The sequence below is a fragment of the Marinobacter panjinensis genome (genome assembly GCF_005298175.1).
Lineage (GTDB): Bacteria > Pseudomonadota > Gammaproteobacteria > Pseudomonadales > Oleiphilaceae > Marinobacter > Marinobacter panjinensis.
In genome coordinates, this window is sequence record NZ_SZYH01000001.1 from 2,552,331 (window position 1) to 2,570,919 (window position 18,589).

18 protein-coding genes and 1 pseudogene are annotated in these 18,589 nt (G+C 58.1%); 11 read left to right on the forward strand and 8 right to left on the reverse strand.

Features of this window, described 5'->3' with window-relative positions; genetic code table 11:
• Window position 1: 1 nt before the first annotated feature.
• The 7 genes and pseudogenes from mutM to FDP08_RS20485 form a co-directional block, all read left to right on the forward strand.
• A complete protein-coding gene (gene mutM / locus FDP08_RS11705; protein WP_137436328.1) occupies window positions 2-826 on the forward strand; it encodes a bifunctional DNA-formamidopyrimidine glycosylase/DNA-(apurinic or apyrimidinic site) lyase in 825 nt (274 codons plus the stop codon).
• A gap of 128 nt (window positions 827-954) precedes the next feature.
• Window positions 955-1,287, forward strand: a complete 333-nt coding sequence (locus FDP08_RS11710) for a hypothetical protein (protein WP_137436329.1) — start codon at window positions 955-957, stop codon at window positions 1,285-1,287.
• 77 nt (window positions 1,288-1,364) lie between these two features.
• Entirely contained in the window at window positions 1,365-2,054 is a 690-nt protein-coding gene (gene yrfG, locus FDP08_RS11715) for a GMP/IMP nucleotidase (protein ID WP_137436330.1), read from the forward strand.
• 41 nt (window positions 2,055-2,095) lie between these two features.
• A complete protein-coding gene (hslR, locus tag FDP08_RS11720; protein ID WP_137436331.1) occupies window positions 2,096-2,503 on the forward strand; it encodes a ribosome-associated heat shock protein Hsp15 in 408 nt (135 codons plus the stop codon).
• A 53-nt stretch (window positions 2,504-2,556) separates the two neighbouring features.
• Window positions 2,557-3,411, forward strand: coding sequence for an Hsp33 family molecular chaperone HslO (hslO, locus tag FDP08_RS11725; protein WP_137436332.1), 855 nt, complete (start codon window positions 2,557-2,559; stop codon window positions 3,409-3,411).
• A 174-nt stretch (window positions 3,412-3,585) separates the two neighbouring features.
• The gene (locus tag FDP08_RS11730; RefSeq protein ID WP_137436333.1) at window positions 3,586-5,118 is read left to right on the forward strand and encodes a phosphoenolpyruvate carboxykinase; all 1,533 of its coding nucleotides are present in this window, start codon (window positions 3,586-3,588) and stop codon (window positions 5,116-5,118) included.
• Between the two features lie 525 nt (window positions 5,119-5,643).
• A pseudogene (locus FDP08_RS20485) lies at window positions 5,644-5,805 on the forward strand (DUF2834 domain-containing protein); the annotation flags it as partial.
• Between the two features lie 32 nt (window positions 5,806-5,837).
• Here the strand turns inward: FDP08_RS20485 and FDP08_RS11740 are convergent.
• Genes FDP08_RS11740 through FDP08_RS11750 form a run of 3 tightly spaced genes read right to left on the reverse strand, consistent with a single transcriptional unit; the run spans window position 5,838 to window position 9,715 of the window.
• Entirely contained in the window at window positions 5,838-7,229 is a 1,392-nt protein-coding gene (locus FDP08_RS11740; RefSeq protein WP_137436334.1) for an MFS transporter, read from the reverse strand.
• 21 nt (window positions 7,230-7,250) lie between these two features.
• Complete coding sequence (locus tag FDP08_RS11745) at window positions 7,251-8,072, reverse strand: PEP/pyruvate-binding domain-containing protein (protein WP_137436335.1); 822 nt, start codon at window positions 8,070-8,072, stop codon at window positions 7,251-7,253.
• The gene (locus FDP08_RS11750) at window positions 8,069-9,715 is read right to left on the reverse strand and encodes a PEP-utilizing enzyme (RefSeq protein ID WP_170979022.1); all 1,647 of its coding nucleotides are present in this window, start codon (window positions 9,713-9,715) and stop codon (window positions 8,069-8,071) included. Before FDP08_RS11750 ends, FDP08_RS11745 begins: the two co-directional genes overlap by 4 nt.
• 414 nt (window positions 9,716-10,129) lie before the next feature.
• Here FDP08_RS11750 and FDP08_RS11755 point away from each other — a divergent pair, with 414 nt between their 5' ends.
• Together FDP08_RS11755 and FDP08_RS11760 are read left to right on the forward strand one after the other, a co-directional pair.
• Complete coding sequence (locus FDP08_RS11755) at window positions 10,130-10,951, forward strand: 2-keto-4-pentenoate hydratase (RefSeq protein ID WP_137436337.1); 822 nt, start codon at window positions 10,130-10,132, stop codon at window positions 10,949-10,951.
• Window positions 10,952-11,153: 202 nt separating this feature from the next.
• On the forward strand, window positions 11,154-11,732 hold the full coding sequence (locus tag FDP08_RS11760) for a PEP-CTERM sorting domain-containing protein (RefSeq protein ID WP_137436338.1): 579 nt from the start codon (window positions 11,154-11,156) through the stop codon (window positions 11,730-11,732).
• Window positions 11,733-11,771: 39 nt separating this feature from the next.
• Here FDP08_RS11760 and FDP08_RS11765 read toward each other — a convergent pair whose 3' ends face one another.
• Both FDP08_RS11765 and FDP08_RS11770 read right to left on the reverse strand, forming a co-directional pair.
• Window positions 11,772-13,061 (reverse strand): MHYT domain-containing protein, encoded by a 1,290-nt coding sequence (locus tag FDP08_RS11765; RefSeq protein WP_137436339.1) that lies wholly within the window; start codon window positions 13,059-13,061, stop codon window positions 11,772-11,774.
• Window positions 13,062-13,268: 207 nt separating this feature from the next.
• Entirely contained in the window at window positions 13,269-13,445 is a 177-nt protein-coding gene (locus FDP08_RS11770; RefSeq protein WP_114611755.1) for a DUF2897 family protein, read from the reverse strand.
• An 84-nt stretch (window positions 13,446-13,529) separates the two neighbouring features.
• Here FDP08_RS11770 and FDP08_RS11775 point away from each other — a divergent pair, with 84 nt between their 5' ends.
• Window positions 13,530-14,198: a DNA-3-methyladenine glycosylase I gene (locus FDP08_RS11775; RefSeq protein ID WP_137436340.1), complete on the forward strand. Its 669-nt coding sequence runs from the start codon at window positions 13,530-13,532 to the stop codon at window positions 14,196-14,198.
• A gap of 2 nt (window positions 14,199-14,200) precedes the next feature.
• Here FDP08_RS11775 and FDP08_RS11780 read toward each other — a convergent pair whose 3' ends face one another.
• Together FDP08_RS11780 and FDP08_RS11785 are read right to left on the reverse strand one after the other, a co-directional pair.
• Window positions 14,201-14,947, reverse strand: a complete 747-nt coding sequence (locus FDP08_RS11780) for a DnaJ domain-containing protein (RefSeq protein ID WP_137436341.1) — start codon at window positions 14,945-14,947, stop codon at window positions 14,201-14,203.
• 8 nt (window positions 14,948-14,955) lie between these two features.
• Window positions 14,956-15,657, reverse strand: coding sequence for a VWA domain-containing protein (locus FDP08_RS11785; protein WP_137436342.1), 702 nt, complete (start codon window positions 15,655-15,657; stop codon window positions 14,956-14,958).
• A 104-nt stretch (window positions 15,658-15,761) separates the two neighbouring features.
• On the opposite strand from FDP08_RS11785, the gene nfsA reads away from it, so the two are divergent.
• Window positions 15,762-16,499: an oxygen-insensitive NADPH nitroreductase gene (gene nfsA / locus FDP08_RS11790; protein WP_137436343.1), complete on the forward strand. Its 738-nt coding sequence runs from the start codon at window positions 15,762-15,764 to the stop codon at window positions 16,497-16,499.
• 24 nt (window positions 16,500-16,523) lie between these two features.
• Here nfsA and FDP08_RS11795 read toward each other — a convergent pair whose 3' ends face one another.
• On the reverse strand, window positions 16,524-18,584 hold the full coding sequence (locus FDP08_RS11795; RefSeq protein WP_137436344.1) for a TRAP transporter large permease subunit: 2,061 nt from the start codon (window positions 18,582-18,584) through the stop codon (window positions 16,524-16,526).
• Window positions 18,585-18,589 lie beyond the last annotated feature (5 nt).

Sequence of the window (18,589 nt, forward strand, 5' to 3'; positions counted from 1 at the left end):
CTTGCCAGAACTACCAGAAGTGGAAACCACCCGCCGAGGCATCGCGCCGCATTGTGAAAACCGGACCATCACTCACGTCACCGTGCGTGATGGCCGCCTGCGCTGGCCGGTACCGGGCAATCTGGCGGAGTTGCTGGAAGGCGCCGTGATCCACACCGTGGACCGCCGGGCAAAATATCTGCTTATTGGTGTAAGCTCGGCCACCGTAGCGGGCACGCTCATCGTGCACCTGGGCATGTCTGGCAGCCTGCGGGTGATCACCGACCAGAGCGAGCCTCTGCTACACGACCATATTGAACTGGAGCTGGACAACGGCATTCGCCTGCGTTTTAACGATCCACGCCGGTTCGGCTGCTGGCTGTGGTCGGAAACCCCGGACCAGCACCCGCTGATTGCCCGCCTGGGACCGGAACCCCTGGCGCCGGAATTCAATGGCCGCCTGCTCTATCACCTGTCACGTGGCAGGAAAACACCGGTCAAGTCCTTCATTATGGATAACCACGTGGTTGTGGGTGTTGGCAACATCTACGCCAACGAAGCGCTGTTCAAGGCCGGCATCCACCCCCGCCGCGCCGCCGGCCGTATCAGCCTGGACCGTTACAATCGCCTGGTGGAGGCCATCCGCGAAACCCTCAGCGCCGCCATCCTGATGGGCGGAACCACCCTGAGGGACTTCGTGAACAGCGACGGCAAGCCCGGCTATTTCGCCCAGTCGCTTCTGGTGTACGGCCGCACCGGTGAGCCCTGCAAGGAATGTGGACACACGTTGAAGGAAATCCGGATGAACCAGCGCTCGACGGTTTATTGCAGCAAATGCCAGCGATAGACAACGACCAGACAACTATTGAAACAGAAAAATCGTTTGAAAATACGCAAATATGATTCATAGTTAACAGAGTATCCATAATTGTCAGCTACAATACGCTGTAGATTTATCGCCAGGAGTAACAAGAAATGACCGGTAAGATCTCCCACATCGTTATTACAGCCGTAGCGGTTTGCCTGCTGGCGTTTTCCTCTGTCGGCCATGCCCGGGCCATTGATGAAGAGCCCTCCGCACTGGCAATGACCGGCGACGCCCTGTTCGTTCGTCCGGCCCTGCTTGCCACCACCATTATCGGAAGCGCCGTTTACCTGGTGTCGCTGCCTTTCTCCGCACTCGGCGGCAATGCCGGTGAAGCCGGTGAAGTGCTGGTTGTTGGCCCGGCCAGGGCCACCTTCGTGCGCTGCCTCGGCTGCACCCGGACCGGCAAAAAGCCCGAGACCATTGAGCAGGGCGCCAACTGATCCGTAGAAACCCGCCTTGCCAATTTAGGCATTATTCGGCAGCCTGAAGACCAATCAACTTCAGGCTGTTTTTGTTTATGGTGAACTGGCACTCCCTCGATACCGTGTTCCTGGATATGGACGGAACGCTGCTCGACCTGCATTTCGACAACCACTTCTGGCTCGAACACCTGCCCAGGCGTTATGCCGAGCACAACAACCTCAGCCCTGAAGAAGCGCGCAACACCATTATTCCCATGATCATGGCCGAACGTGGTTCCCTGAACTGGTACTGCACCGACTACTGGAGTGAACGCCTGAACCTGGATATCACCGGGCTCAAGGCCGAAGTGGGCGAGCGCATCGGCTATCGGCCCCATGTCACGGATTTTCTCGATGCGGTGAAAAGCACCGGCCTGCGTTCGGTGATCGTTACCAACTGCCATCCGGACCCACTCAGCCTGAAACTGCAGCGCACTGGTCTGGACAGCCGGGTGGACAACATCATTTCCAGCCACCAACTGGGAAAACCCAAGGAAGATCCAGCCTTCTGGCAGGACCTTGCCCGACTTGAACCCTACCGGCTCACCACCACCCTGATGGTCGACGACAGCTTCCCGGTACTGGAAAGCGCCCGAACTGCCGGCATCGCCCAGTGTCTGGCCATCCTGGCACCGGACAGCAAACAGGCCGCCCGGGACAAACACCCGGACATCCCCTCGATCCATCACTTCGATGAAATCCTGCCAGCCCTGCGTCAGCGCCAACCCCTGCCATCAGGCCAGTGAGCCAGCTATACTATGGCTATACGCTCATTAGGTGAGGAGACATGACGGCAACCACCACTGACGACACCCGCGTAAGACTCGACAAATGGCTGTGGGCAGCGCGCTTCTACAAAACCCGCAACCTCGCCAAGCAGGCCATCGAGGGGGGCAAGGTTCACTACAACAGCCAGCGAACCAAACCCGGCAAACTGGTGGAGCCCGGCGCCAAGGTCACCCTGCGGCAGGGATGGCAGGAGCGCATCATTATCGTGGACGACATCAGTGAACGTCGTCGGGGGGCGCAGGAAGCACAACAGCTCTACCACGAAACGGAAGACAGCGTGAAGCGCCGGGAAGAGCTCTCGTGGCAGCGCAAAACCATGCAGGCGGCGCAGTTGCCACCGGCCCGACGGCCCTCCAAGAAAGACCGCCGGGACATTCAGCGCTTCCGCGAACAGAACGGGCTTTGATGTCCTGCCCCACAGATTACCGATTCCGACTTTAACGCTCAGGAGAAAACACCATGGCATCCCGGGACCAGTTCCAGCGATTTATTTTTGAAGACAGCCAGGTCCGGGGAGCCTGGGTGAAGCTCAACGACAGCTATAGTGAAATCGGCAACCAGGCGCCGTATCCCGCCTCTGTAAGGCGCATTCTTGGAGAATCACTGGCCGCCAGCGTACTGATGAGCACCACCCTCAAATTTGAAGGCACCCTCTCTTTGCAGGCCCAGGGCAAAGGGCCGCTGCGCACCCTGATGGCCGAGTGTAGTCACGACCGCTTCATCCGTGGCCTTGCCCGATACGACGAGCACGCCGTTACCGAGGATTCCCTGGACGCACTGCTGGGCGAAGGCAGCATGGCCATCACCATCTCGCCAGACAAAGGCCAGCGTTATCAGGGCGTGGTGCCCAGAGAAGAAGAAAATCTGGCCGACTGCCTGGCAGAATACTTCGAGCGCTCGGAACAGATCCCCACCAGCTTCTTCCTGTTTGCCGACGACAACTGCAGTGCCGGCCTGATGCTGCAGAAAATGCCCGGCAACACCGAACATGATTCCGACCTCTGGGACCGCCTGAACCACCTGGCCAGCACCGTGGAAGCCGAGGAGCTGCTGGGGCTGGACAGTGAATCCTTGCTCTACCGACTGTTCCACGAAGAGACTGTGCGCCTGTTCGACGCCGAAACGGTCGCCTTCCGCTGCAGTTGCTCACGGGAACGGACCCTGGGCGCACTGGAGGGCATCGGCCAGGAAGAGTGCTACAGTATCCTTGAGGAACAGGGTTCCATCGAGATGGATTGCCAGTTCTGTCACGCTCACTATCGCTTCGATAGAAATGATATTGATCATCTTTTCACCGGCCATACGTTACACTGAACACCCGACTGAAAGGCCCGGAACCCAGTCATAGCGCGGCTTCCGGGGCAGTCGTTTTTTACCGGCGTCTCTGGCATAATAGCGCGCCTGAACTGACCCGATTGCTCAGATTTCCGTCAATTTTCAGGGGGACGGCTTGAGCAATGACGATCACATCCCGAGGGCGAGGTCGAAGTGAGTAACACTTATAATGATCTGTGTGCAGCACGACTGGTCGAGCTGGCACTGGAAAGACGTGAAGGCCAGCTGGCCGCAAACGGTTCACTGGTAGTAAAAACCGGCGAACGCACCGGCCGGTCCCCGATGGACCGCTACATCGTGGAGGAGCCAAGCACCTCTGACGACATCCACTGGGGCCCCATCAACCGCCCGTTCGACGCGGAAAAATTTGATGCCCTCTGGGATCGCGTTGAAGCCAACATTGCCGAGAAAGACAGCTTTGTAAGCCACGTACACGTCGGCTCTGACCCGGAACACTACCTGCCGGTGCGCATGACCACCGAAACCGCCTGGCAGAACCTGTTTGGCCAGAACCTGTTCATCCGTCCTGACAATTTCAACCCGGCGGACAAGCAGGAATGGCAGATCCTCAACGTTGCCAACTTCGAATGTGTGCCCGAGCGTGACGGCACCAATAGCAACGGCTGCGTAATCATTAACTTTGCCAAGCGCAAGGTACTGCTGGCGGGCATGCACTACGCTGGCGAGATGAAAAAGGCCATGTTCTCGGTTCAGAACTTCCTGCTGCCGGAAAAAGACGTGCTGCCCATGCACTGCTCCGCCAACGTGGGCGAAGACGGCGAAACCTGCCTGTTCTTCGGCCTCTCTGGCACCGGAAAAACCACCCTCTCCGCCGACCCCGAGCGCTTCCTGATCGGCGATGACGAGCACGGCTGGGGCCCAGGCACCGTCTTCAACATCGAAGGTGGCTGCTACGCCAAGTGTATCGACCTGAGCCGAAAGAACGAACCCATTATCTGGGACGCTATCCGCTTTGGTGCCCTGGTTGAAAACGTCACCATCGACCCGGAGACCCGCGAGCCAGACTACACCGACGTCTCCCTCACCGAAAACTCCCGCTGCGCTTACCCGCTGGAGCACGTTGAGAAGCGCGTGATCGAAAACCGCGCCGGCGAGCCGTCACACATTGTTTTCCTGACCTGCGACATGACAGGCGTACTGCCGCCCGTGTCCGTCCTCAGCAAAGAAGCTGCGGCCTACCACTTCCTCAGTGGCTATACCGCATTGGTGGGCTCTACGGAAATGGGCTCCTCTTCCAAACTGAAAGCCACCTTCTCCACCTGCTTCGGCGCACCCTTCTTCCCGCGTCCCGCCGGCGTATACGCCGAGCTGCTGATGAAGCGCATGGAGGAGTTTGGCAGCAAGGTCTTCCTGGTCAACACCGGCTGGACCGGCGGCCCCCACGGCGTGGGCGAGCGCTTCAGCATTCCCACCACCCGTGGCATTATCGCCGCCATCCAGAATGGCGACCTGGACGATGCCGAAACCGAGCACCTCCCCACCCTGAACCTGGAGGTGCCAGTAGACGTCCCTGGCGTAGACAACAACCTGCTGAACCCGCGCAACACCTGGGCCAGCAAGGAAGACTATGACGCCAAAGCCGCCGAACTGATCGGCCAGTTTGTTGAGAACTTCAAGAAGTTTGATGTTTCCGACGCCATTATAAAGGCCGGGCCGAAAGCATAAGCCCGCTTTAACCGAAAAAAGCGCCCTACTCTTGGAGTACGGCGCTTTTTTTGTGTCTTTCTTACACGAATGCGTCAGTAAAAACGGGAAAATAGTCGTGGCGACTCATATACTGATGTTAGAGGTTTTATATGAGTTGGGAATACTCGAAGTACAAGGCCAGATGTGAAAGCTGTGGACATGAAAGTTTTTGCATTCGAGGCTCCGACGACTGGGGCCAATCTTCCACTGCATGGGATGGATTTGAAGCTCGTCAACCTGACGCCACCAGCGTTGGAACAAAGAGGGCTGATGCCCGAGCATATGAGTCCCGTTTGTTCGTGCGGAAACTCAAAAATTCAAAGTGGTGAGTACGTCGGTGAGGTTTGATCCGGCACAACTCTAACAATTCACGTCAGTACGCGGCCATTGGCCGCCGGACGCCCCTGACGGGCCGCCGCTGCGCTCCGCGTTATATTTCTTAAACCTCAATCAAGGAAGATCATGAGAATATCGACATTAGCCCTAATCGTTCTCTGCCTATTCATGGGCTTCACTTTTTGGGTTATGGAAGGCGCAGAGTAGTCGCTTTTGGCTTTTGGTACCCAACTCATGTCGAGCCCAGACACTGCTCAGGTCGTCATTGATCTCTATATTCTTGCCGCGCTGGCTTGTGTTTGGATGTACCAGGACGCCAAAAGCCGCGGCAGTACGGGGCCGATGGCTGACGGAAAGCGCCTTCAGGGCGATTTTGCGGCTGCAACAGGCGCGCCTGGGAGCCATAGGCTCATGAGGGCGGACAGCGCAATGGCAACGGTAAACAGCCGGATCATGACGTCGTGGCGCGCCACGCTGACGATTTGATCGTGTCCCAGGACCGCGCCGAGAACCAGTATACTCAGAATGCCGCCCAGATAACGCATCGTGGAACTGACCCCGGCTGCCATTCCAACCTGTCCAGGCTCCACGGCGCTCATCGAGGCTGACTGTGCAGGCGCGTTGCACAAGCCAAGGCCCAACCCAGACACCAGCAGGGCTGGCATCGCGCCCTGCGGGGACTCAAACGAACCCAGACCCCATAGCTGACCAACGCCTGACAGCAGCAACACACTTCCCAAAAGCGCCGCACTCCGTGCGCCGATCCGGTCGGTCAGTTGTCCACCCAATGGCGCGGCAACGACCATGCCTATCATCATGACGAAGAGCATGTAGCCAATGTCGCGTGGCTCCGTCACGCGGAATACGGAAAAGAATTGCGGTAACTGAAACAGCAAACCATACATCGCAAAGTTCTGCAGAGCGATTATCAGCGTTCCCGCAGCAAAGGGGGACAGGGAAAACAGGTGCGGATCAAAGACCGGTGCTGAGGTTTTCGACTCCCATTTGACGAAGGCTGCTCCGGCAACGGCCGCCGCCAGAACCACGGCCATGAACACAGTGCCTTCAACTTTGCTGGCCACGATCAGCAACGCCAGTGACAGCGCCAGCAGCCCGATGCCCATAAAATCCAGCGATCTTGTCAGCTTTCTCAGCGGGCGCTGTGCCGCTGTGTTTTCCGCAGGCAGGGGATACCGATGCAGCAGAAGCGCGGAGACGGCCAGAAAGGGCACATTGGCAACAAAAACAGCACGCCAGCCAAAAAGGCTCACGATCTCGCCACCCAGGACGGGGCCGCAGGCTGCGGCAATTGCCATCGTAGCGCCAAACAGGCCAAAGATACGGCCACGTCGCTCTGGGGGCACATGCAGGCGCAACAGGGCGAGGGTTGCCGGAACCACCAGGGCACCGGCTACCGCCATCAGGCAGCGCGAGAGAAACAGGAAGCTCAAATCCTGCGCCAGGACCCCGAAAGCCGCGCCGATCAAATAAAGGCCAATACCTGTCCACAGGATGCGCGAATGCCCGACGACATCGCTTATCTTTCCCGCCGGCCCCAGGCAAACCACGTTGACAACCAGATAACCGGTGACCAGCAGGCCCGTGATCAAAACGAGATCCGCACTGATTCCGAGGCTGATGGACGGCAGCGCCACGGCGATCAGTGTCGAACCCAGTGGCGCCTGGGCCGACGCCATCAGCAGGCCCGCCGTACTCGCGGCAGTCATTCGGATGGCAGCGTTGTTGGCGCTCAAAGTGTCGTCCCGATGTTATCGTCAGGCCACAGCCGATTTCGTCACTGGGCGTAATTGCAGCAGGTAAAGTGTCTCGCGTTCAAATGCCCATTCGATATCATGGGGTCCGGTACCGAAAACACCCTCGCACTGCGTCACAAGCGTGTGTAGCGCAGCCAGCTTTTTCGCATCAAGGCAGAGTTGCTCGACAAGATGCGCGGCGACCGCTTCGGTGCGGGTCAGGCCTCCGGGCACACGCTGCACACTGATGTCCTTGAAACCCGCGCAGCTTTCAAGGAGACATCCTGCGCGATCCATGCGATAGCTGTCGGGGATGACAAGACCCTGCACAACTGCTTCACCCAGGCCCCACGAAGCCTCGACGACAAGTTCGTCTTGACCGGTCACGGGATTGCAGGTGAATAGCACGCCGGCCACATCGGCGGCGACAAGACTCTGGATGACCACGCCCATGCGTATGGCCGTGTCCGCCCCGACGCGGTCTCGATACGCTCGGGCAGACTCCGTTCGCGCTGATTGCCAGACGACCAGAATCGCGTCCGAAATCGCCTCGAAACCCATGAGGTTGAGAACAGTCGCATGTTGTCCGGCGAAGCTCGCGCCCACCGAGTCTTCGCCGATGGCCGACGATCTGACAGCCACCGGTCCGGGCATCTGCGCACATAGTCTGGCGAGTTCCGTTCGCGCACCGGCGTCGCCTGCCGCGATGGCATCGACGAACGCGGTATCGAGCGCGAAACCTCCGGGCACGGGCAGCCCGGCGCGCAGCGCTGCACCGAGTTGCGTGGCTTTGCCGCCGTACACCGACTCATCGCAGGCCGAGGCCAACGGACACGGTTTCACGGTGAGTCGATCCGGACTTCGCCTGTCGTTCCGTCCACTGTCACACGGGTTCCGTCTGCGATCTGCGCCGTGGCGATACGAGTCCCGACAACGGAGGGAATGCCATATTCGCGTCCCACGATGGCGGCGTGTGACAGCAAACCGCCCGCATTCGTGACGATGGCCCCCAGCAGAGGAAGCACGATGTTGAAGGAATCTGTGGTCGCTGCCGTGACCAGCACGTCACCACGTTCGAGACGGCCCAGGTCATCCGGCCCGTCGATGACACGTGCGATGCCGCTGTAGGTTCCGGGGCTTGCGCCGATTCCCCTGATGACGGCGCTGTCGCGATTACTTTGAACGTTGGCCCCAAGGGATTGAATGGCCGTCCCCAGGGCGGTCATCACCCGTCTCACCTGGGGTGGCAAACCGTCCATCGGAGGGGGCGGCGAAGCGGGATCGCCAAGTTCCGCAGGCGCTGTGTCGACGCGATGCCCTTTGCGATAGGAGGCGCGCGCCGCAAGCTCGGCCCCGCTCGGGCCACCCTGTCGGCCGAGAAGGGCCTGGATCTCGTCGTAACTTGCCTCGATAAGATGCGCTGCCTCTTCGATCAGGCCATCTGCGGCAAGTCTCGCGCCGGCGGAAAGCAGCGCGCGGCGCATGACACCGCCCGCCCAGACGTCGCTGTAAAATCCGCGTTCGTCACGCAGCCGCGACACCAGACGCACCTCGTCAAGAAGTTCATCGAAATCGGCACGGTGTTCTGCTGGAATCTTTTCCCGCAGTCTGGACACGTCTGCTTCGGCAACAGCCTCAGCCTGAGCCGCGCTCTGTTCGACGGCCATCCTGATCCGGGCGACGAGCGCGTCGGGCACTTCGATAGCCGAGGGCTCGCCGGTATCAAGACTGTTAAGCAGTCGGTCACCGACCACGCCAAGATAGTCTCTGGCTGCTTCACCCAGAGGTCCTGGGGCATCGCGGAGCTGGGCAAGGATATCCGCACTCGCCTTTCCGGATTCCAGGATTTGACGGGCATCCGGGCTGTTGCGTATTTCCTCGGCCAGTCGATCCATCTCTGGAAAGGTCCCGGCGGATTCCGGTGCCGATCCACGCGTCAGGGCCAGAAACTCGCCGATGGGAGCGTCCGTCCAAGCGCCGACATGGGCCATGAAATCACCGACTGGAAGAATCGCTGCCAAATTGAAACTGTGATGTTGATGAATCATCCGTTCCAGGTTGTCCCGGCATTGTTCGATATAAGCGATCAACTCATCGTCGGACAAAGCCAGCGGGTCCACGGCAAGTAGCTCTTTATGCGTTCTGATCGAGGCGGGTTTCACATCGCGGTCCCAGCGCTCCAGATCCTCTCTCCAGATTTTTTTGCGGAACACATCTTCGGCGGCTCTGAAGCGCGCCGGAATTTCCGCCTCGGGCGCCGGTACGACGGTGACGTAGGCAAAACCGTTTATAAACCGGTAGTCGAGAGTATCGATCAGCAACCCGTAGCGGCGCGCGCAGTCCAGAAAACCCTTGGTGATGCCTTGCGGGTGGATCTCGGCCTGAAAACGAGAGACTGGTCGCGGGAAATGAGCCGCGTCAACGGTCCATGATCCTGGGCCAGGTGCTTCAAATACTGATGCGGCGGATGAAGTTGTTGTGTTCATGGTTTTATGTCCTGGCATGAATTTACGATTGTGACGTGTCCCTGTTAATCAATAGGACAGGCCAGCCTTCGCCCGGCCGGTGCATTTCTGCCCGAGGGAAGTCGATTGATCGCCATTAATACAAAAATAGACCCAGCCTAGGTTTCGAACAAGAAAATGATTGCTTGAGAGGTGGACTTATTCCGGCCCACTAGACACTCCCCGTTATTTCCCTATGTTTGTTCATGGGCTTTACCTTTTGGGGCATGGTGGGCGCGAATATGAAGCCAAAGTCAGCAAGCGCTCGAATTCTTCATAGGTAGCTAAGCTTTTGGCTTGACAAAATCAGAGAGTTATCCGAAAAATTTCGCGCTTGATAAGACTGTTGAACGAGCATGCTGTCCAATACTTGTCAGGTCGCCAGGAGTAATTGCCATGCTCGCTGCTCCGGAACTTCAAGAAATCGCCTTTCAGATACGAGCCGCACAGATCGAAGTGCAACAGATCGAGCCATTTACTTCGCGTATACCCGCATTTGACCTGCCGTCGGCCTACGCTGTGGCTCAACTCAATCATAATGCTCGCTTGTCGGAGGGCGCCGTGCCCGTAGGCCGAAAAATCGGCTTTACGAACCCCGACATGTGGGCCATCTATGGTGTCCAAGAGCCGATCTGGGCCTACGTATACGATCAGACGGTCACCCGCTTGCCGATGACCGGTGGCACTTGCAGTGTCGGCAGGTTTACCGAGCCGATGATTGAGCCTGAGATTGTCTTCCACTTTCGCTCGGCGCCACCTGTCGGCGCTGACCTCTCCGCGCTACTTGCGTCCATTGACTGGGTCGCTCACGCCTTCGAGATAGTACAGTCCCACTACCCGGGCTGGAAATTTCAGGCTGCAGACACCGTCGCCGATTGTTCATTGCACGGCACGCTGCTGCTGGGCAAACCAGTGCCCATCGACCAACTCGCTTCCGATCCAGTTGCCGCTCTCGAATCGTTCTCCGTCGAGCTTTCATGCAACGGGGAAGTTCGGGAGGTCGGTAATGGCGCCAACGTGCTGGGTAGCCCGCTGATGGCTTTGGTGCACTTAATTCAGGTGCTTTCAAAGCAGCCGGAATGTTTGCCACTGCAAGCCAATGAGATCGTAACGACTGGCACCATCACAACGGCTCAGGCCGTTCGGTCCGGCGAGTCATGGCAAACGAAGGTACAAGGTATCGCGCTGCCGAACCTTGCTGTGGACTTTCTTCCGTGAAGACGCCGCGACGCTGGACTAAACGCTCCTGGCCTATTGTCAGCTTATTTGACGGCTGTAACGACCTTTAAGGGTACGTGGTGTCAGATACGCTTACACGTTATAAGAGGTGCGCCATCAGCCTGTTGATTGTAAAGCCAGTTTTATATGGCTCGAACATTGCTTCGATGACCCTGGCAATCTCATTTGCAAGGAGCTGACTATGAAAAACTTATGGTTGATGTTTGTCATGGCATTCTTGGTGCTGCCCGGCTGGGCGAGCGCAACATTGATTGGTGATCAAGTGCTCATCGAGCAAAACAGGACGACCCTTGGAACGTTTCGGGACGACTTGGTAACCGTGGGCGCTGGCGTCGAGTTGAGCTGCCCCGGCGCCTTCGAGTTGTGCGAAGCCAATATCCCGGGTGACTCACAGGGCTCGATTGATATTGGGGCTTCGTCAATACTGTTTAACCTCGGCAGTATCATTGCTGCAGCGTTCGAAAGTGATATCTTTAACGGATACATTTTCTCGGATCTCGACTGGACCGATGGGCCCGGAGCCATTACCGGCGTCAGTCTTGTCACCGACGTGGACGGGCTGATTGCATCGCGGATCAGCTTTGGCAGCGACTTTGTGGCCGTGAATTTCGAGTCGCTGTTGCTGGATGAAGACGATACCTTCTTCGAACTCACTCTGACCCACTCCGTTTCCGTTCCCGAACCCGGTACCCTGGGGCTGTTGGTAGCCGGTTTGCTAGGCTTCCTCGCGAAAAGTCTGTCCAGAAGGCACCGTTCCTGATCATTAGGAGGCTGGAAAAGCCGACCGGTTGGACGAACCCTACGCTCCACCGGCCTCCGTCAGAAAGGCGGCCCCGAGAGGCGCCCGTGAGTCAGTCTCGCCTGCAAGATCAGGCTTCCCGAGCGTTGCCAATTCTGACGTTTTCATTGCCTTTCTCATCAACATCCGGCTATTACGACCCGAATCCGGAAAACAACTCTGGCCGGCTCTCCAGTTCAGCATCACGCTGGTTGCTTCAGTTCGCGCAGGAAGGTTGCGAAGACGCTCGTACATAGCTTCATGCTGGCGATGGGCAGCGTTATCAACAACCACTACAAACGCACTGGGTGAATAACGGGCAAGATAGCTGCCTTCATCAATGACCTTGATGACCTCATTGGCGGCCGCTGTCATGGCCCCTTCAGCCTGCTCGCCTGGGATATCCCGGTAATTGGCGACCTCCAGATAAATCACAGCAAAAGCATTTTCATCAGGCTCACTTCTCGCCAGCTCCATAACCATGTGGTTGGCCAGGCTGGCGCGGTTTGGTAGCCCAGTGGTCGCATCATAAAGCGCCTTGCGCTCAATACGTTCAGATTGTTCCTGAGCCAGAAACGCTGCGTTGCGACGATGTTTGACGTCGGTGCCGGACACAACCAGAGCCACAAAGATAAGTGCTCCGCTAACCAGCGCAAGAGGGGTGCCCAACCAATCACCTGACAACAGGTTGTCTGCGGCAGGCAGGGCATTCTCGGGATATATCATCGCTGCCATGCCGGTGTAGTGCATACCACAGATGGCCACGCCCATGATCAGTGCTGCCCCAAACTGAAAGGCAATCCCTTTGAATCCCTGAACCGACTGCAGGCTACGGCAAATCAGCAATGCGACTGCAGAAGCACCAAGCGCGATTATCAGGGAAGCCGCGAACAGCAAAGGGTCGTAGGTCATGCCGGGATTCATCTGCATCGCTGCCATACCGACATAGTGCATGGTAGCAATGCCGCCCCCCATAAAGAGGCTGCCGATGATGATGTGTACCGCTCCCGCCCGCTTGTTACCAATGATGTACAAGGCGAGGCCCGAGGTGCCCACGGCGGCTAACCAGGAAGCAACGGTAATGGCAAGGTCGTAACTCATTTCCATTGGCATCACGTAGGCCTGCATGCCGACGAAATGCATTACCCATACGCCGCTTCCCATCGACAAAGCGCCGAGCAGCAGCCAGACTCGCGCTTTTATCCGCTCGAGTGACGCAAGCTGAGCACCAAAATATAACGCGCTGTAAGAGGCAAGAACTGCCACGACATAAGACGCGGCCACCAAGGTGAAATCGTATTGTTCAGTCATTTTGACACCCGTTTTCGTGAATACCACTTATGCACGGGATGTTTTCGTAAGGAGTGAAACATCCCGAAATGTGCAATCGATCACAAATACGGGGAGCTGGAGACTATTGACTCATAATAACTGTAGCGTTTTGTAACATATGCAGGAAGGCTTTAGATTTTCAGCGGGGGAGATGCGCACTCGCAGAAAGCCTGGAGGCCTGGTGGTTCACCACTGCTCTCTGTCTTCTGCGCTTTCTTCGGCTTCAATTTCCGCCTTGCGCTCCTGGATCTTTTTCATCTTTTCCTTCGATATCGGCATTTTGCCGCTATCACGCAGCATGAACAGTCCGCCAAGCACCAGGGCAATGGCACCCAGAAGAAAGACCCAGCCTATCGTTGGCATTAGCATGACTCCCTGACCGGATTGGTTTCCTTTATAGTGGACCACACACCTTCAAACCTACAACCAGATTTCGGATATTACTCCATGTCCTTTGCCAGAATTTACAGCCAGGCAGCCGCCCGCAAGGGAGGAGACGCCGAATTGCGGGCACTGCTACCCCGGGTCGCCGGGCCTGACGAGCTGGAAGCCCGGGGCGACGACCGCTACCTGTCGGAGGTTACCCGCTGTGTGTTCAAGGCCGGATTCGTGTGGCGGGTCATCGAGAACAAATGGCCGGGTTTCGAGGCTGCGTTCAAGGGCTTCGTACCGCTCTACTGGCAGCAGGTACCTCCAGAAGTGCTGGAGGACTTGGCGCAGGACGAGCGCATTGTGCGCAACATGCAGAAAATCCGAACCGTACCGGATAACGCCAGGATGATTGTGGATGGCGGCCGTGAGCACGGCAGCTTCGGGGCTTTCCTCAGCCACTGGCCCTCGGATGATCAGGTTGGCCTGCTGATGTGGCTCAAACGCAACGGGGCCCGGCTGGGTGGCAATACCGCCCAGTATTTCCTGCGCCGGGTTGGCTGGGATGGCTTTATTTTGTCTTCGGATGTGGTCGTCGGGCTGCACCGTGAAGAACGGCTGGACGCGACGCCAGGCAGCAAAAAAGCCCTGGTGCAGGCACAACAGGCGTTCAATGACTGGCACCGGGAAACTGGCCTGCCCTACAGTCATTTATCGCGGATTCTGTCCTGTTCGGTGGGGGACTGACTTTATTCGCCGAGCAGGAGCTCCTTGGCCTCGTTGATACGGGCTGCAAAATAGTTACTGCCGCCACGGTCCGGGTGCATCTTCTGCATCATGCGGCGATGCGCCTGGATGATGTCATTGCGAGAGGCATCAGGCTTCACCCCCAGGATATCCCGGGCTTCACTTTCAGAAAGTGTGCCGCCACGGTACCTTTCTTCGCTTTCCCCGCGTTCGCTGTCATCACCGGTGTGGGGGTCATCTGCACGCCAGGAGTCGCCAAAGCGGCGGTCCAGGTATGTTTCCAGCAGCCGGGCGGAATCGTCATCATGCTGCCTGCAGTATTGCAGTAGTTCGATAAACTCGCCTTCGCCCAGATCCGCCAGCGCCCGACCTGCCATGGGGCCTTTCAGTATCTCGCCGGTCATGTCTCCGGAGTCGTGGTCCAGTGTCATGTTGAGGATGTCACTGGCAACGTTAGACTGGTTGCCCGTTCGGGCTTCGGCACCCTCTGTGCCGCCGGCTCCGCCTCCGAAGCCCCCGGGCCCGCCGCCCAGCAACCCTGGCAGGAAACGGCGCAGCAGCGGAAACAGGAAGCCCAGCAGGGCAAACAGGAAGTGCAAGCGGCCCGTCAGCGCCATAACAACCACCATCAGGATGCCGGAAAACAACACCAGTTTGATAATAGCGGGTTTACGCTGGCTGGCCGGTTGGCTGCGCAGCCAGAACCATGCAACAACCGCCAGAATAATAACCAGAAACGTTAATGGCACAATGAGCGCTACCTGAGCTGTTGAGTCAACCGCTTCACTTCGGGGGAGCTACGGCTGGAATAATCCTGCAATGCCTTGGCGCCCCCGGAAGCATAGACCGCAACGGCCGCCATAAGATCCCTCAGTACCTGGGGGCTGTTGCGATCAAACGGAGCATAGGCGCCGCCCGAGAGTTTGCTTACCTGCTGGAAAACCGCTCTGGCATGGGCATCACTGCCCTCATGGAACATGAAAACCGGGGTTCTGAGCATGCCCAGCTCGCCGGCGGTATGGCAGAGCTCGTCGACTGGCTCTTCGCAACAATCGCCGATAAACACCACAGCCTTGACCGGTTGTGTCCGGGTTTCCTTGACGGCATGTGCCAGAACCCGGCTGATCTGGGTTCGCCCGCCCAGGCAGGACACACCGTTCATCAGCTTCAGCAATTGACTGGTCTGGGTGACAAATGCCGTGGATCTGAATTCGCGAAAGCCCCGATAGTAGCAAAGCTGTATTGCCAAACCACCGAGATCACGGGTTGCCAGAAACAGCTCGCTTTGCAGGTCACAGGCCTGATCCCAGGTAGCTTCGCGGCTGGCGGTGGCGTCCAGGGCAAAAATCAGCCGGCCCTGCCCGCCTCCTTGTTGCGGCGTCGTGCGAACCTGGTGAATAAACTGGTCTATCGACTGTTTATTCGAGCGGGTACTGACAGGTTTGTCATTCTTTGGCATAGCCGTAGAGATCCCCGAGTGATCGGTTTCTTCTATAGTGGCTTTGCTAAGACCGTATGGCAATGGCAGGATGTCCGCTTCCTTGCGATGAAACAGAAGGCACCATGAACCCGACCATTGAACTGCTCAAATCACACCGCTCGATCCGCAAATTCCAGGATCGGAAGATTCCCCGCGAACTGTTCGAAGAGCTGATCCGTGCCGGCCAGAGCGCTGCCACGTCCAGTCATGTGCAGGCCTATTCCATCATCCACGTAGTCAACCCACAAAATCGGGAGACCCTGGCGGAGTTGAGTGGAGGCCAGCGCTATGTAGCGGAATGCTCGGATTTCCTGGTGTTCTGCGCGGACATGAAGCGTGCCACAGATGCCGCCGAACGGGCTGGTGCCGAGGTGGTTCGTGGGATGACCGAACAGTTGCTTGTGGCCAGTATCGATGCCGCTCTGGTCGCCCAGAACGTCGCTACGGCGGCAGAGTCCGCGGGGCTGGGCCTTTGTTACATCGGTGGCATCCGCAACAACCCCGCCAAAGTGAGCGAATTGCTGCGCCTGCCGGACCATGTCTACCCGGTGTTCGGCATGTGTCTGGGGTATCCGGACCAGAACCCGGAGGTCAAACCGCGCCTGCCGCTGACCTCGATCCTCAAGGAGGACTATTACCAAGACGAGCAAGACGCGGAACTGGTGGCGGAGTTCGACGCCACCATGCATACCTATTACCAGGCCCGTAGCGGAGGCAACAAAGACACCAACTGGTCGGAGCAGCTCAAGCCGCTATTCACCTCCAAACTGCGTCCCCACATGCGGGACTTCCTGCGTGGCAAGGGCTTCGAGATGAAGTAAAGCGCTCGTTCATTCTCGCTCTGCTCAGGCGTAGAACAGCAACGGCACGAATGCCACCAGAACCAGCGATAGGCCCATGGCAATCAGTGGCATGATGATACGTTCGTGGCGCTGGTAGAAGGTACCGTCTTCCTGTTGAGCCGCCAGCACTTCCGCTTCGCCGACCACTTGCCTGGTCAACAGGTGGTTCAGTGCCACCGGCGGGCTGAGGTAGCCCAGCTCGAAGGCCACCAGGGTCACCATCCAGAAGTGGATCGGATGAATACCACTGCTGTAGGCAATGGTCGCTACGGTGGCGGTCACCAGAATAACGGCGCCGAAAGCGTCCATGATCATGCCCAGAATGACCAGGATTACCACCATGAGCAGCATGGCGGACCAGGCGCTGTCGAAGGCCTGGGGGAAGGCTCCCATGATGTGGGAGCGCTCGATCACGCCGCCGATGCTTACCGACAGACCCAGCAACAACAGCAGTGCACCAATTTCAGCGGTAGTGTCATTGGTGGCGGAGCGCAGGCTGCGCTCCAGGCCCTGGTGATTGATCTCGCCACTGGCCCGGCCCTTGCGGTTTTTCAGGCTGATGTGCTCATACAGCAGAATGGCCAGCATGATCACCGGCAGCAGCCGGGGTGCCGAGAACTCATCCATTTTCACATCCAGGGCAAAGCGGTACAGCAGCACCACCGCTGTGATCACCAGAACGTAGGGAATCAGTTGCTTCAATGCCGACATCATCGGCGCAAAGGCGACCGATGCCGGCGCCAGGTCGAACTTGCTCTGGCGGTTAACCGTCAGTGCTACGGCAGTAAACATGGCCGCTGTAAGTACGAACACCCAGATACCCCAGCCAAACAGCTCGTCGGTGGTAACTTCCCGGTTGAGGTAGGCGATGACCACTACCAGCAGGCAGGGCCGCAACACCACACCGAGGGAGCCGGACATGGCGGTAGCGGCCAGTGCCAGATGGCGGCGGGCTCCGGCGGCACGCAATTCGCTGTAGATGACGGCACCGGCAGCAATGACGAAGATACCGGAAGCACCGGTGTAGGCCGTAGGTACGGCCGCGACCAGCACTGCCACAACCGCAAGAAGCTCCGGCGGCATGTGCCAGGGCCGGAACACATTGAACACCAGGGTGGCGAGGCGGGTCTGCTTCAGCATCATGCCTACCCACACATACAGGCCAACGTTGAGGAACATGTCCGACAGTTCCATCATCTTGCCCAGGTAGATACCGATACCGGAGGCATGACCGATCAGCGCAAAGTAGGTACCTGATATCAGGCACATAACGGTATAAAGAGGGACAGCCAGGAAGGCCTTGTTCAGCTCACCACCCTCTTGCAGGTCGTCCGGCACCCGTATCAGTCGATAGAGGCTGGCCAGGGTCAGCGCAGCGAACCCGATAACCCACAGGTTGTGGAGCAACAGCTCCGCGGAGGACACGGTGTTGTCCGAGCCGAAACTGGACTGCCTGAAAATTACGCTGGACCCCAGCAACATGGCATTGGCCACTGTCTGCAGGGTGTGGGAAACGGTGTAGTCCAGGCGGGTTTCCATGGCACGCATGGCGATGTGGTGGCGGGTCAGGGTAGCAGTTACCGCACACAGCATGACGAGGATAACCAGGATATAGCGCTGGGATTCGAGGCCGAAGGCAATCAGGTCTGCCACGAACAGCTCAACCGTCCGGTAGGCTTTCACACCCGGAGTGAGCTTGTCCTTGAGGTTCTCGTAGCTCCGGTAACTCTGGCGGCAGTTTTCCACCGACCGCTCGATGGCCAGGCGAACCTCGTCAGGATCTTTCTCGGCCTCGCCCAACAACGCGGCCATTGGATTGTCGCTGCCCTCTTTCGCCAGCTCTTCCTGCACCGCGGCTTCGATATCCACGTTGGGATCACAGGATGGCTGTACCGGGTCTGCCCTGAGTTTGTAATAGCCACTCCACAACTGCTCGCCACCGCGCAGCATCTGGTTGTGGATATCACTGCTGGTGGAAAACAGCACCACCGCCAGCAGAAGCAGACAGGCCGGCAGGGAAGAGAACCATTCCCTGCCACTACGGTGAAAACCACCCTGGAACATAACAA

Bases quoted from the DNA above. Each gene is read 5' to 3' on its own strand.
- FDP08_RS11710 (WP_137436329.1), top strand. From the start codon at position 955: ATGACCGGTAAGATCTCCCACATCGTTATTACAGCCGTAGCGGTTTGC.
- yrfG (WP_137436330.1), top strand. From the start codon at position 1,365: ATGGTGAACTGGCACTCCCTCGATACCGTGTTCCTGGATATGGACGGA.
- hslR (WP_137436331.1), top strand. From the start codon at position 2,096: ATGACGGCAACCACCACTGACGACACCCGCGTAAGACTCGACAAATGG.
- hslO (WP_137436332.1), top strand. From the start codon at position 2,557: ATGGCATCCCGGGACCAGTTCCAGCGATTTATTTTTGAAGACAGCCAG.
- FDP08_RS11750 (WP_170979022.1), bottom strand. From the start codon at position 9,715: ATGAACACAACAACTTCATCCGCCGCATCAGTATTTGAAGCACCTGGC.
- FDP08_RS11755 (WP_137436337.1), top strand. From the start codon at position 10,130: ATGCTCGCTGCTCCGGAACTTCAAGAAATCGCCTTTCAGATACGAGCC.
- FDP08_RS11760 (WP_137436338.1), top strand. From the start codon at position 11,154: ATGAAAAACTTATGGTTGATGTTTGTCATGGCATTCTTGGTGCTGCCC.
- FDP08_RS11765 (WP_137436339.1), bottom strand. From the start codon at position 13,061: ATGACTGAACAATACGATTTCACCTTGGTGGCCGCGTCTTATGTCGTG.
- FDP08_RS11770 (WP_114611755.1), bottom strand. From the start codon at position 13,445: ATGCCAACGATAGGCTGGGTCTTTCTTCTGGGTGCCATTGCCCTGGTG.
- FDP08_RS11775 (WP_137436340.1), top strand. From the start codon at position 13,530: ATGTCCTTTGCCAGAATTTACAGCCAGGCAGCCGCCCGCAAGGGAGGA.
- FDP08_RS11785 (WP_137436342.1), bottom strand. From the start codon at position 15,657: ATGCCAAAGAATGACAAACCTGTCAGTACCCGCTCGAATAAACAGTCG.
- nfsA (WP_137436343.1), top strand. From the start codon at position 15,762: ATGAACCCGACCATTGAACTGCTCAAATCACACCGCTCGATCCGCAAA.
- FDP08_RS11795 (WP_137436344.1), bottom strand. From the start codon at position 18,584: ATGTTCCAGGGTGGTTTTCACCGTAGTGGCAGGGAATGGTTCTCTTCC.